At 76.3% G+C, this 12,462-nt stretch carries 16 protein-coding genes; 15 read left to right on the top strand and 1 reads right to left on the bottom strand.

Going from position 1 to position 12,462, the window contains the following annotated elements; genetic code table 11:
• The first annotated feature begins 1 nt into the window (after position 1).
• The 14 genes from rimM (at position 2) to ACI796_RS04915 (ending at position 11,124) form a co-directional block, all read left to right on the top strand.
• The gene (gene rimM, locus ACI796_RS04980) at positions 2–532 is read left to right on the top strand and encodes a ribosome maturation factor RimM (RefSeq protein ID WP_456940135.1); all 531 of its coding nucleotides are present in this window, start codon (positions 2–4) and stop codon (positions 530–532) included.
• The gene (trmD, locus tag ACI796_RS04975; protein ID WP_456940134.1) at positions 529–1,272 is read left to right on the top strand and encodes a tRNA (guanosine(37)-N1)-methyltransferase TrmD; all 744 of its coding nucleotides are present in this window, start codon (positions 529–531) and stop codon (positions 1,270–1,272) included. Before rimM ends, trmD begins: the two co-directional genes overlap by 4 nt.
• On the top strand, positions 1,265–1,765 hold the full coding sequence (locus tag ACI796_RS04970; protein WP_456940133.1) for an NUDIX hydrolase: 501 nt from the start codon (positions 1,265–1,267) through the stop codon (positions 1,763–1,765). The genes trmD and ACI796_RS04970 overlap by 8 nt, the downstream gene beginning before the upstream one ends.
• 194 nt (positions 1,766–1,959) lie before the next feature.
• Positions 1,960–2,316 (top strand): 50S ribosomal protein L19, encoded by a 357-nt coding sequence (gene rplS, locus ACI796_RS04965; RefSeq protein WP_387993438.1) that lies wholly within the window; start codon positions 1,960–1,962, stop codon positions 2,314–2,316.
• Between the two features lie 87 nt (positions 2,317–2,403).
• Positions 2,404–3,306, top strand: a complete 903-nt coding sequence (lepB, locus tag ACI796_RS04960; RefSeq protein WP_456940132.1) for a signal peptidase I — start codon at positions 2,404–2,406, stop codon at positions 3,304–3,306.
• A 244-nt stretch (positions 3,307–3,550) separates the two neighbouring features.
• Positions 3,551–4,273 (top strand): LuxR C-terminal-related transcriptional regulator, encoded by a 723-nt coding sequence (locus tag ACI796_RS04955; RefSeq protein WP_456940131.1) that lies wholly within the window; start codon positions 3,551–3,553, stop codon positions 4,271–4,273.
• Positions 4,274–4,471: 198 nt separating this feature from the next.
• On the top strand, positions 4,472–5,263 hold the full coding sequence (locus ACI796_RS04950) for a ribonuclease HII (protein WP_456940130.1): 792 nt from the start codon (positions 4,472–4,474) through the stop codon (positions 5,261–5,263).
• On the top strand, positions 5,260–5,580 hold the full coding sequence (locus ACI796_RS04945) for a DUF2469 domain-containing protein (protein ID WP_446756854.1): 321 nt from the start codon (positions 5,260–5,262) through the stop codon (positions 5,578–5,580). The genes ACI796_RS04950 and ACI796_RS04945 overlap by 4 nt, the downstream gene beginning before the upstream one ends.
• A gap of 131 nt (positions 5,581–5,711) precedes the next feature.
• Positions 5,712–6,071: a YraN family protein gene (locus ACI796_RS04940; RefSeq protein WP_456940129.1), complete on the top strand. Its 360-nt coding sequence runs from the start codon at positions 5,712–5,714 to the stop codon at positions 6,069–6,071.
• Positions 6,068–7,588, top strand: coding sequence for a YifB family Mg chelatase-like AAA ATPase (locus ACI796_RS04935; RefSeq protein ID WP_456940128.1), 1,521 nt, complete (start codon positions 6,068–6,070; stop codon positions 7,586–7,588). Before ACI796_RS04940 ends, ACI796_RS04935 begins: the two co-directional genes overlap by 4 nt.
• On the top strand, positions 7,585–8,847 hold the full coding sequence (gene dprA / locus ACI796_RS04930) for a DNA-processing protein DprA (RefSeq protein ID WP_456940127.1): 1,263 nt from the start codon (positions 7,585–7,587) through the stop codon (positions 8,845–8,847). The genes ACI796_RS04935 and dprA overlap by 4 nt, the downstream gene beginning before the upstream one ends.
• An 84-nt stretch (positions 8,848–8,931) precedes the next feature.
• Positions 8,932–9,867 carry a tyrosine-type recombinase/integrase gene (locus ACI796_RS04925; protein WP_456940126.1) on the top strand — a complete coding sequence of 312 codons (936 nt, stop codon included), beginning with the start codon at positions 8,932–8,934 and terminating at the stop codon, positions 9,865–9,867.
• A gap of 72 nt (positions 9,868–9,939) precedes the next feature.
• Positions 9,940–10,743, top strand: coding sequence for an RNA polymerase sigma factor WhiG (gene whiG / locus ACI796_RS04920; RefSeq protein WP_456940125.1), 804 nt, complete (start codon positions 9,940–9,942; stop codon positions 10,741–10,743).
• 6 nt (positions 10,744–10,749) lie between these two features.
• A complete protein-coding gene (locus tag ACI796_RS04915; protein ID WP_456940124.1) occupies positions 10,750–11,124 on the top strand; it encodes an antibiotic biosynthesis monooxygenase family protein in 375 nt (124 codons plus the stop codon).
• On the opposite strand, the gene ACI796_RS04910 is transcribed toward ACI796_RS04915, so the two are convergent.
• Positions 11,049–11,654: a TMEM175 family protein gene (locus tag ACI796_RS04910; protein WP_456940123.1), complete on the bottom strand. Its 606-nt coding sequence runs from the start codon at positions 11,652–11,654 to the stop codon at positions 11,049–11,051. The genes ACI796_RS04915 and ACI796_RS04910 overlap by 76 nt on opposite strands.
• A gap of 191 nt (positions 11,655–11,845) precedes the next feature.
• Between ACI796_RS04910 and ACI796_RS04905 the strand changes: the two genes are divergently transcribed.
• Positions 11,846–12,346, top strand: coding sequence for a hypothetical protein (locus ACI796_RS04905; RefSeq protein ID WP_456940122.1), 501 nt, complete (start codon positions 11,846–11,848; stop codon positions 12,344–12,346).
• Positions 12,347–12,462 lie beyond the last annotated feature (116 nt).

Below are 12,462 nucleotides of genomic sequence, written 5' to 3'. Positions count from 1 at the left end.
CTTGGACGCGCAGAACTCCTCCACCGACACCGTGGTGGTCGGCCGCATCGGCCGGCCCCACGGTGTCCGTGGTGAGGCCACCGTCGAGGTCCGCACCGACGACCCCGGTGAGCGCTTCCGCCCCGGGGCCGTCCTGCGCACCGTCCCCGCCGAGCGCGGTCCGCTGACCGTCGCCGGCGCCCGCTGGCACCGCGAGGTGCTGCTGCTCGCGTTCGAGGGCTACGACAGCCGCGAGACCGTCGAGACCCTCCGCGACACCCTGCTCGAGGTCCCGGTCGCCGACCTGCCGGCGCTGGAGGACCCCGACGCCTTCTACGACCACCAACTGGTCGGCCTGGCCGCCCGGCTGACCGACGGCACGCCGCTGGGCGAGGTCACCGCGGTCCGCCACGAGGGCGCGGACCTGCTGGTCGTCGACCGCGCCGAGGGGGGCGAGCTGCTGGTGCCGTTCGTCACGGCGATCGTGCCGACCGTCGACCTCGCCCGCGGGTTCGTCGTCGTCGACCCGCCCGAGGGGCTGCTCGAGCTGTGAGCGCCCCGTACCGCGTCGACGTCGTCACGATCTTCCCCGAGTACCTGGCGCCGCTGCGCCAGTCGCTGCTCGGGAAGGCCGCCGAGCGCGGCCTGGTCTCCGTCGGCGTGCACGACCTGCGGCAGTGGACCGACGACGTCCACCGCACCGTCGACGACGCCCCCTACGGCGGCGGCCCCGGCATGGTCATGCGCCCCGAGCCCTGGGCGCGTGCCCTGGAGGCCGTCCGCCCGCCCGGCACCCGGCTGGTGGTGCCCACGCCGGCCGGGCGCCCGTTCACCCAGGCCGTCGCCGCCGAGTGGTCCGCCGAGCCCGGGCTGGTGTTCGCCTGCGGCCGCTACGAGGGCATCGACCAGCGGGTGGCCGAGTGGGCCGCCGCGGCCGGGCCGGTGTCGGAGGTCTCGATCGGCGACTACGTGCTGGCCGGCGGCGAGTCCGCGGTGCTGGTGATGGTCGAGGCGGTCACCCGGCTGCTGCCCGGCGTCGTCGGCAACCGGGAGTCGGTCGAGTTCGACTCGCACGCCGACGGGCTGCTCGAGGGGCCCTCCTACACCCGCCCGGCGTCGTGGCGCGGGCTGGACGTCCCGCCGGTGCTGCTGTCCGGCGACCACGCGGCGATCGCCCGCTGGCGGCGTGCGGAGTCGCTGCGGCGGACCGCGACCCGGCGTCCCGACCTGCTGGCCGCGCTGCCGGAGGACGCGCTGTCGCCCGCCGACCGCGCGGTCCTCGACGGTGCCTGACCGCCCCTGGGTCCGGCCGACGGCGCGGGTGGTCGTCCTCGACCCCGACGGCCGGGTGCTGCTGCTCGGCGCCCGGCTGACCGACCCCGCCGTCCCGCCCGGCGACGTGCTGTTCTGGTACACGCCCGGCGGGGGAGTGGAGGACGGCGAGAGCGTCCGCGAGGCCGCCGCCCGCGAGCTGGCCGAGGAGATCGGCCTGGTCGTCGACCCCGCGGCCCTGGAGGGCCCGGTGTGGTTCCGGCGGCACGTCGGCCCGTTCGCCGGCGTGCAGATCGACTCGCGGGAGACCTTCTTCGTCCTGCGCGACGTCGTCCACGAGGTGGACGCCACCGGCCGCACCGAGCTGGAGCTGCTCGGGGAGGAGCCGCACCGCTGGTGGACCGCCGCCGAGATCGCCGCGGCGGACGTGGAGTTCGCACCCCGCGAGCTCGCCGGCGTCCTGCCCGAGCTGCTGGCCAGGCCGTGGCGCCGGCCACCCCGCGTGGTCGACTGACCGGCCCCGGGACCAGCCCGGTCCGGCCCGCGCTCGGCAGCGTGGCGCCCGTGTGGCACAGTAGAGAGTCGCTGCAGACCGGAGGCGCCGCCGACGGGCACTCCTCCCGGAGTCGCAGCCACCTGGTCCGGAGCGTGGGGCACCCCGATGCCCGGGCCGACGACGAGCCAACGCTGAGACCGAGGAATGCTGCGATGAACACCCTGGACGTACTCGACGCCGACTCGCTGCGCGACGACATCCCCGAGTTCCGCCCCGGGGACACCGTCAAGGTGCACGTCCGCGTCGTCGAGGGCAACCGCTCGCGCATCCAGGTCTTCCAGGGCGTCGTCATCCGGCGCCAGGGCGGCGGGATCCGCGAGACCTTCACCGTCCGCAAGGTCAGCTTCGGCGTGGGGGTGGAGCGCACCTTCCCGGTGCACACCCCGGTCGTCGAGAAGATCGAGGTGCTGACCCGCGGTGACGTCCGCCGGGCCAAGCTCTACTACCTCCGCGAGCTGCGCGGCAAGGCCGCCAAGATCAAGGAGCGTCGCGAGACCGTCGCGCGCTGACCGTCCCCGGCTCCGGCCGGACGACTCCGGGCCGGTCCGACCCGGCCTGACCACGGCGGGTCCTCCGCGGCCGTACGCTGGCTCCCGATGAGCAGCGATCGGTCCGGAGGGCCCGCCGACGTCGTCCCGGGGGACGACCCCACGCCCGAGCGGCCGGACGCCGGTGGCCGCCGCCGCACCTGGCGGCGGAGGGACGATCCCGAGAAGAAGAGCTCGCTGCTGCGCGAGCTGCCCGTGCTGCTGCTCGTGGCCTTCGTGCTCGCGCTGCTGGTGAAGACCTTCCTCGCCCAGGCCTTCTTCATCCCCTCCGGGTCGATGGAGCAGACGCTGCACGGCTGCACCGGCTGCACCGGTGACCGCGTCCTGGTCAACAAGGTCCCGTACTGGTTCGGCGACCCTGAACCCGGTGACATCGTCGTCTTCCAGGGCCCCGACACCTGGACGCCCGAGGTCGAGGTCTCCGAGCCCTCGAACTGGTTCACCGGCGGGCTGCTGTGGCTGGGCCGGGCCGTCGGCGTGGCGCCGCCGAGCGAGGACGACTACGTCAAGCGGGTCATCGCCGTGGGCGGGCAGACCGTGCAGTGCTGCGACGCCGAGGGCCGGGTGACCGTCGACGGCGAGCCGCTCGACGAGCCCTACATCTACGAGGACACCCCGCTGGAGTCCCGCGCCTTCGGCCCCGTCACCGTGCCCGAGGGCCGGCTGTGGGTCATGGGGGACCACCGGTCGGCCTCGGCCGACTCCCGCTCGCACGTCGGCGACCGCTACGGCGGCACCATCGCCGTCGACGACGTCATCGGCAAGGCCGCGCTCATCGTCTGGCCGGTGTCCCGGTTCGGCACGCTGGACTCCCCGGACATCCAGGGCACGGAGGCGGCCGCCGCGGGCGCGGTCGGCCAGGTGCTCCCGCTGGGTGCGGGCCTCGTCGGCGCGCTGCCGGTCGCGGCGTGGAACCGCCGGCGCCGGCTGCGCCGCCCGCCCCCGGACTGACCTCCCCCCGCCTCCCGACGGCGCCGTCCCTCCCCAGGGGCGGCGCCGTCGTCTTTCCCGCGCCATTTCTCGCAATCGGCGTCCCCAAGTCGACAAATGGGAGACGCTCACCTCTCCGGTTTCTCCTGTGACGAGCGCTACCGATACGGGCATGAGAAAAATCCCCAGGAAGTGTTCAAGGACCGCGCCATTCATCCCGATGGAGTAGTCGAGAGCAACCCGGTCCACCGAAATGGAGAAAGTCGTGTCCGCACCCCTGGCGAGCGCTACCCGAGGCGTCACCCGCGTGCTCCTCCTCGCCGACGCCCCCGTCCTGCGGCGCGGCCTGGTCAGCATGATCAACGAGACCGCCGGCATGCAGTCGGTGGGCACCCCCGGCGAGCTGCGCCGCGCCCTCACCCTCGTCGAGACCGCCCGGCCCGACGCCGTGGTCGTCGAGATGGGCGCCGGCCGCGCCGCCACCCTCAACGTCGTCCGCGACCTGCGCCGCCGCTTCCCGCGGGTCGCCGTCGTCGCCCTCGCGACCTCCGAGGACCCGGCCGTGGTCAACGAGGCGGTCGCCGCCGGTGTCCGCGGCTACCTGATGCTCAACACCTCGCCGACCCTGCTCGGCTGGGCGATCCTCGCCGCCCGCGCCGGCCGGACCGTCGTCGACCCGCAGATCCGCCGGGTCGAGCCGACCGCCGCCCCGGTCGGCAAGCCGCTGACCCCCGAGGTGCCGCTCACCCGGCGCGAGCAGGACGTCCTCGACGAGCTGCTGCAGGGCCAGTCCAACCGGCAGATCGGCCGCAACCTGTTCATCAGCGAGGACACCGTCAAGTCGCACGTGAAGGCGATCCTGCGCAAGCTCGGCGCCCGCGACCGCGCGCACGCCGTCTCGCTGGTCCTGTCCTCCCGCTCCTCCGGCACCTGCAGCTGCGGCGCCCACGCGCTGACCGTCCCCGCCCCGGCCCCGGCCGAGGTCTGATCCCGGCGCCCGGACCCGGCAGCACCGCGCCGGGTCCGGCGCCCCCCGGCCGGCCGTCCGCCTCCTCGGCGGCCGGACCGGGACGACGGGCCGGCCCCCTCTGACCCCGGGGGCCGGCCCGCCGCCGTCCGCGCGTCCGGGCACCCCGCCGTCCCGAGGCCGGGTGGTGTCCCCGGGGCGTCGTAGGGTCGGACGGCGATGGCAGGCCGTCTTCCCCCCGCTCACCGGGCCGCCGCGACGCCGGCCGCCCGCACCCGCCGTGCCGACCCCCTCGGCGACACGGGTCCCGACGACTCGCTCTGGGACATGGAGCGCTCGCTGCGCCGGCGCGGCTTCTCCGCCGTCGCCGGTGCCGACGAGGCCGGCCGCGGCGCGTGCGCCGGACCGCTGGTCGCCGCCGCCTGCGTGCTGCCCGCCGGCCGCCGCGGACGGGTGCCCGGGCTGGCCGACTCCAAGCTCCTGACCGCCGCGGCGCGGGAGCGGGTCTACGCCGAGGTCGTCGGCCGCGCGCTGTCCTGGTCGGTCGTGGTCGTCCCGGTGGCCGACCTCGACGCGCGCGGCATGCACGTCACCAACCTCGAGGCGCTGCGCCGCGCGGTCAGCGCGCTGGACCCGGCGGCGGACTACGTGCTCACCGACGGCTTCGCCGTGCCCGGCCTCGGGGTGCCGACCCTGGCCGTGTGGAAGGGCGACCGGGTCGCCGCCTGCGTGGCCGCGGCGTCGGTGCTGGCCAAGGTCACCCGGGACCGGATCATGCTCGACCTGCACGAGCGCTTCCCCGAGTACGACTTCGCGGTGCACAAGGGCTACACGACCGAGGCGCACACCGCCGCGCTGGAGCGTCACGGGCCCTGTCCCGAGCACCGGTCCCGCTTCGTCAACGTCGTCCGGGCCCGCGACGCGCGCGCCGTCCGGGAGCTCCAGCTCACCGCTGCCGGCGGCATGGTCGATGATGGGGGCATGCGCACGATCTCCGGAGAGCCGCGATGAGCACCGAGGACCTGGAGAAGTACGAGACCGAGATGGAGCTGCAGCTCTATCGCGAGTACCGGGACATCGTCCGGCAGTTCACCTACGTGGTGGAGACCGAGCGGCGGTTCTACCTGGCCAACTCCGTCGACCTGCAGGTCCGCGAGGCCGGCGGCGAGGTGTTCTTCGAGCTCAAGCTGTCCGACGCCTGGGTCTGGGACATGTACCGGCCCGCGCGCTTCGTCCGCAACGTCCGGGTGCTGACGTTCAAGGACGTCAACGTCGAGGAGCTGGACAAGCCCGACCTCGAGCTGCCCGACGGGCCCCGCCTCACCTGATCGCATCCGCACGCCCGGGAGGCTGACCGCCCGGGCCGACGGGACCGCCCGCGCCGTCCACAGCCCGGGCCGTCGTCCACAGACCGCCGTCCCGCGCCGTGCGGGGCGCCCGCCCGGGCCACGGTCGGCAGGTGTCCACGAGAACCGAACTCGGCAGCCGCGGGGAGACGATCGCCGCGGCCTACCTCACCGACGCCGGCCTGGCCGTCCTCGACCGCAACTGGCGGTGCCGCGACGGCGAGCTCGACATCGTCGCCCGCGAGGGCACCGCGATCGTCTTCTGCGAGGTCAAGACCCGCCGGGCCACCGGCTTCGGCCACCCCGTCGAGGCGGTGACCGCGGCCAAGCAGCGGCGGCTGCGCACGCTGGCCCAGCGGTGGCTGGCCGCCCACGCCGAGCACGCGCCCGACCTGCGCTTCGACGTCGTCGGCGTGCTGGTGCGGCCGGCCGCGCCGGCGCTGGTCACCCACCTGCGCGGGGCGTTCTCGTGACGCTCGCCCGCACCTGGTCGGTCGGGCTGGCCGGGGTGTCCGGCGCGATGGTCGAGGTCGAGGTGGACATGTCCGCCGGCGTCCCCGGCGTGGTGCTCGTCGGCCTGCCCGACGCCGTGGTGCGCCAGTCGGTCGACCGCGTCCGCGCGGCCGTGGTGAACACCGGCGCGTCCTGGCCGATGCGCCGGATCACCATCGGGCTGTCGCCGGCGTCGATGCCCAAGCAGGGGAGCGGCTTCGACCTCGCGCTGGCCGCCGCCGTGCTCGCCGCGGCCGGCACCCTCCCGGCCGACGCTGCCGACGGGCTGGTGCTGCTCGGCGAGCTCGGGCTCGACGGCTCGGTGCGCGCGGTCCGCGGCGTCCTCCCGGCCGTGCTGGCCGCCGCCCGGGCCGGGCACGGCACGGTCGTCGTCCCGGCCGGGAACGCGGAGGAGGCCGCGCTGGTCGACGGCGTCGACGTCCTCGCCCCGCGCACCCTCGGCGACCTGGTGGCCCACCTGTCCGGCCGCGCCCGGCTGACGCCGCACGTCCGCGGCCCGCTGCCCCCGCCGGCACCGGCGCCGGACCTCGGCGACGTCGTCGGCCAGGCCGCGGGCCGGCGGGCGGTGGAGGTGGCCGCGGCCGGCGGGCACCACCTGCTCCTCACCGGGCCGCCGGGGGCGGGCAAGACGATGCTCGCCGAGCGGCTGCCCGGCCTGCTGCCCGTCCTCGACGAGCGGGCCGCGCTCGAGGTCACCGCCATCCACTCGGTCGCCGGCACGCTGCCGCCGGGGGCGCCGCTGCTCAGCCGCCCGCCGTTCGAGGCGCCGCACCACTCGGCCACGATGGCCGCCCTCGTCGGCGGCGGCTCGGGCGCCATCCGCCCCGGCGCGCTGTGCCGCGCCCACCGCGGCGTGCTGTTCCTGGACGAGGCGCCGGAGTTCCCCCGGGCCACGCTGGACACGCTGCGCCAACCGCTCGAGCGGGGCCAGGTCACGATCAGCCGGGCCGCCGGGTCGGCGACCTTCCCGTGCCGCGCCCAGCTGGTGCTCGCCGCCAACCCGTGCCCGTGCGCCAGCGCGGCCGGCGACTCCGTCTGCACCTGCAGCCCGCTGGAGCGCCGCCGCTACCAGTCGCGGCTGTCCGGCCCGCTGCTGGACCGCATCGACCTGCGGATCGAGCTGCCGCCGGTCACCCGCGCCGCCTGGCTGGACACCGGCGCGGCCCCGGAGCCGACCGCCGAGGTGGCCGCCCGCGTCGCGGCCGCCCGCGGGGCCGCGGCCGCCCGGCTGCGCGGCACCGGCCTGCTGCTCAACAGCCAGGTGCCCGGGCGGCTGCTGCGCGAGCGCTGGGCGGTGCCGCGGCCGGCGCTGGCCCTCGCCGAGCGGGCACTGGACCGCGGCCTGCTGTCGGTCCGCGGACTCGACCGCGTGCTGCGGGTGTCCTGGACCCTGGCCGACCTCGCCGGGCGGGCCGTCCCCGACGGCGGCGACGTCGCCGAGGCGCTGGGCATGCGGCTGCAGCGGGTGGCGGCGTGACCGCGCCGGCCCTGGAGGAGGACCTCGAGGACGCCCTCGGCGGCCCGGCCGCGGTCGACGGCGTGGCGGTCCCCGGCATCCGGCGCGCCCGCGCCTGGCTGACCCGCGCCGCGGAGCCCGGCTCGGTGGCCCTGTGGCGGTGGGTCGACGACGTCGGCCCGGTCGCGGCGGTGCGCGCGCTGCGGGGCGGGACGGCGCCGGAGCGGGCCCGCGCCCTGGTCGGCGTGCGCGCCGAGCAGGACGCCACCCTCGCCGACCTCCGCCGGGCCGAGCGCTGCGGCGCCCGGCTGGTGGTCCCCGAGGACGACGAGTGGCCGGCGCTGCCCCTGCACGCGCTGACCGTCGCCGCCTACGCCGGCGGGACCGGCGACGGCGACGGCCGGCACGACCGGACCACCGCGCTCGTCCCGCCGGTCGCCCTGTGGGTGCGTGGGGACCCGCCGCTCGGGCCGGCCGTCGACCGCTCGGTGGCCGTGGTCGGCGCGCGGGCGTCGACGGCCTACGGCGAGCACGTGGCCGCCGACCTCGGCGCGCAGCTGGGGGAGCGCGGCTGGACGGTGGTCTCCGGCGGCGCCTACGGCATCGACGTCGCGGCCCACCGCGGTGCGCTGGCCGCGGGCGCCCCGACCGTGGTGGTGCTCGCCTGCGGGGTCGACCGGGCCTACCCGGCCGCGCACTCCGCGGTGTTCGAGCGCATCGTCGGCAGCGGCGGCCTGCTGGTCAGCGAGTGGCCACCGGGCGCGGCACCGCACCGGCACCGCTTCCTGGTCCGCAACCGCATCATCGCCGGGCTCACCCGCGGCACCGTGGTGGTCGAGGCCGCGGCCCGCTCCGGCGCGCAGGCGACCGCCCGGCGCGCCCGCTCGCTGGGCAAGGAGGTGCTGGTCGTGCCCGGCCCGGTGACGAGCGCGATGTCGGTCGGCTGCCACGAGCTGCTGCGGGAGGAGGAGTCCGGTGCCCGGCTGGTCGGCAACGCCGCGCAGGTCATCGAGGCGGTCGGCAGCCTCGGGGACGACCTGGCCGCTCCGGAGCAGCGGCCCGCGTCCCCGCGCGACGGCCTGTCCGACCTGGCCCGCCGGGTGCTCGACGCCTGCCCCGTCCGGACCGGCGTGAGCGCCGAGCGGCTGGCCGCGGTGGCCGGTTGTGACCCGCTGGAGGCGATGCGGGTGCTGCCGGGCCTGGAGATCGCCGAGCTCGTGCAGTGGACCGGCACCGGGTGGCGGCTCGCCCCGCCGCCGAAGGCGGCACGGCGCCCCTGAGGACGGTGGGACGCCCGTTCCGTCGTGGACAACGGACCGGCGCGGCGCCTTGACCGGGCGGGGGCGCCGTCGGACGGTCGGAGCGTGACCGCCCGGACCGCCGACGCCCGCGCCGCGCTGCCGCCGGCGCTCGCGGCCGCGCTCGAGGGCTACGAGGACGCGCTGCGCGACGAGCGGGACCTGTCCGCGCACACCGTCCGCGGTTACGTCACCGACGCCGTGTGGCTGCTCGACCACCTCGCCCGCCGCGGTGGCACCCGGGTCGACGAGCTGGACCTCGCGGCGCTGCGCAGCTGGCTGGCCCAGGGCCGCACCCGCGGCGCCAGCCGCGCGACCACCGCCCGCCGCGCCGCCGCCGCCCGGTCGTTCACCGCCTGGCTGCGCCGCTCGGGGCACACCCCCGAGGACGTCGGCCTGCGGCTGGTCAGCCCCAAGGCGCACCGGACGTTGCCCGACGTGCTCGCCCCCGACCAGGCGCGCGCCGTCGTCGAGTCCACAGCCGGCGCCGACGACCCGGTGGGCCTGCGCGACGCCGTCGTCCTCGAGCTGCTCTACGCCAGCGGCATCCGGGTCAGCGAGCTGGTCGGCCTCGACGTCGACGACGTCGACCGCGGCCGCCGGCTGCTGCGGGTCCTCGGCAAGGGCCGCAAGGAGCGCAGTGTCCCCTACGGCGCGCCGGCCGAGCGGGCGCTCGACGCCTGGCTGACCCGGGGCCGCCCGGCGCTGGCCACCCCCGACTCCGGCCCGGCGCTGCTGCTCGGCCGGCGCGGGCGGCGGCTGGACCCGCGCGAGGCCCGCCGGACCGTGCACGCCGCGGTGGCCCGCGCGCCGGGCGCCCCCGACGTCGGCCCGCACGGGCTGCGGCACTCCGCGGCCACCCACGTCCTGGAGGGCGGCGCCGACCTGCGCTCCGTCCAGGAGCTGCTCGGCCACGCTAGCCTCGCGACGACGCAGATCTACACGCACGTGACCGTCGAGCGGCTACGTGCGGTGCACGCCCAGGCGCACCCGCGGGCCTGAGCCGACCGCCCACTGCACCGACCGTCCCTTGGGTCCGGCAGGACCCCAGCCACCACGAACCGGGAGACCGACGTGCCCGAGGCCACCATCCACCGGATCGGCGGCGAGTCCGAGGAGGACGCCGACGCCGCGCTGGCCGAGCTGTGGGCGCAGTACGTCGCCGACCGTGCCCCGGAGCTGCGCGACCGGCTGATCCTGCACTACGCGCCGCTGGTCAAGTACGTCGCCGGCCGGGTCGGCAGCGGTCTGCCGGCGCACGTCGAGCAGGCCGACCTGGTCTCCTACGGCACCTTCGGGCTCATCGACGCGATCACCCGCTACCAGCCCTCGCGCGAGGTCAAGTTCGAGAGCTACGCGATGTCCCGCATCCGCGGCGCGATCATCGACGAGCTGCGCAGCACCGACTGGATCCCGCGGTCGGTGCGGATGCGCGCCCGGCAGTTCGAGCGGACGGTCGCCGCGCTGGAGAACCAGCTCCGGCGCAGCCCGACCGACGAGGAGATCGCCACGGCGATGGAGATGGACGTCGAGGACGTGCGCAAGTTCCTCGGCCAGCTCTCCTTGGTCAACGTCGTCGCCCTCGACGAGCTGCTCACCGACGACGACGGCGGCGCGCCGCGGCTGGTCGACACGCTGCAGGACGCCAACGCCCTCGACCCGCAGGCGATGGCCGAGCACGGCGAGGCCCGCCAGCTGCTCGCCCGTGCCGTCGAGCAGCTGCCCGAGCGGGAGAAGGTCGTCGTCAGCCTGTACTACTTCGAGGGCCTGACGCTGGCCGACATCGGCCGCGTCCTCGGCGTCACCGAGAGCCGCATCTGCCAGCTGCACACCAAGGCCGTGCTGCACCTGCGCACCAAGCTCACCGACATCGCCTGACCGCCGGTGGTGCTCGAGCACGCGCTGCTCCCGGTCCGGCCCGGCCGGGAGGAGGAGTTCGAGGCGGCGTTCGCGCGGGCCCGGCCGGTCATCTCGGCGTCCCCGGGCTTCCGCTCCCTGCGGCTGTCCCGGTGCCTCGAGCGCCCGGGGACCTACCTGCTGCTGGTCGAGTGGGACCGGCTGGAGGACCACACCGAGGGGTTCCGCGGCTCGGCCGCCTACCAGGAGTGGAAGGCGCTGCTGCACTCCTTCTACGACCCGTTCCCGGTCGTCGAGCACTTCACGGACGTGACGGTGGCCGGGGATCAGGCCGCCGCGACGCGGCGCCGCAGCACGGACTCGACCGGCCCGGACAGGAACAGCAGGAACATCGCCCAGTAGTGCACCCCCGGCAGCAGCGTCCCGGCCAGCAGGGCGACGAGGAACAGCCCGCTGGCGACCAGCGACGGCCACGGGGGGCCGACCGGCGCCGCGGCGTCGCGGCGCAGGACGGGGCGCCGCCACAGCAGCAGGCTGATCGCCGTGAGGCAGAACGAGCTCAGCGTGATCGTGCCGATGTAGAACGCGACCGCGGGCCGGTCGGTGCCGTAGCGGGCCGACACCTGGGTGGCGAACGGCAGCAGGACGATCGTGAGGATCCACAGCAGGTTGGCGGTGAGGAACGCCCGGTCGTAGGACCCCACGGTCTCGACCACCCGGTGGTGGACCAGCCAGAGCCGCGCGATCACGGCGAAGCTGAGGAAGAACGCGCCGATCTGTGACGACTCGTCGGCCAGCAGCGTGCCCAGGCCGGTCCGCGGCTGCGCGCCGTCGAGCAGCTCGGTCAGCGGCAGCACCAGCAGGGTGATCGCGATGGCGACGACCGCGTCGAGGAACGTGACGAAGCGGTCGAGGCCCCGTTCGGTCCGCATCCGCGCAGGCTAGGGGCGGCGGGCCCGGCAGCGGTTCCCGCGCGTCACCGGGCCGGCGGCCGGTCCCCTCCTGGGGTGGGGTCCCCCCACCCCTCGGGGGCGCACGCCCAGCCCTGGGGTCCCTGGTCGTGGGGTCACCCCGATCCGAGCCTCGTGGACGTCGGGAACGACCACACCACGAGGAGCACGCCATGAACCGGAACCACCGCACGCACGCGGACACCCCGAACCGGCCCTCCGGCCGCCGCCTGCTGGGGCGTCTCGGCCTGGTCGCCGTGACCGTCGCGGCCGGGGCGACGCTCGCCGCGTCCCCGGCTGCCGCCACGTCGACGGGCGTCTGGTACACGATCGACACCTGGTACGGGGACGGGATCCACGACACCTGGGTGCTCAACGCCGACGGTGACGCCGAGTTCGAGTACTTCTACTTCGACACCGACGAGTACCCGGACGGGTACGCCGACGTCGGGGTGCTCGACCTCCTCGGCGACGGCTCGGTCCTGTTCTACGACCTGGCGCCGCTCGACGGCGTCTTCGAGACCGTGGCCGACGCCAACGGCCGGCCCGTCACGCAGTCCGGCATCCCGCTCGTCATCAGCCCCGGCGACGTCCCCGTGAGCCCTCCCGGGATGCCGAACTCCGGGTGCCTGCCGTTCGCGCTCCCCGAGGGCTGGGAGTGCCGCCCGGTCTGAGCCGACGGACCCGGGATCCCCGCCCCCGGCGCCCCCCCCCGGGGGGGCGGGGGGGGGGCCGGCTCACCCCGGGCCCCCGGGGGGGACCCGCGGGGCGCGGCCGCGGACAGGCTGGC

The organism is Geodermatophilus sp. SYSU D00525, from assembly GCF_054050475.1.
Note: the sequence above shows the minus strand (reverse complement) of the source record. Positions and strands in the feature narration are given on the sequence as shown.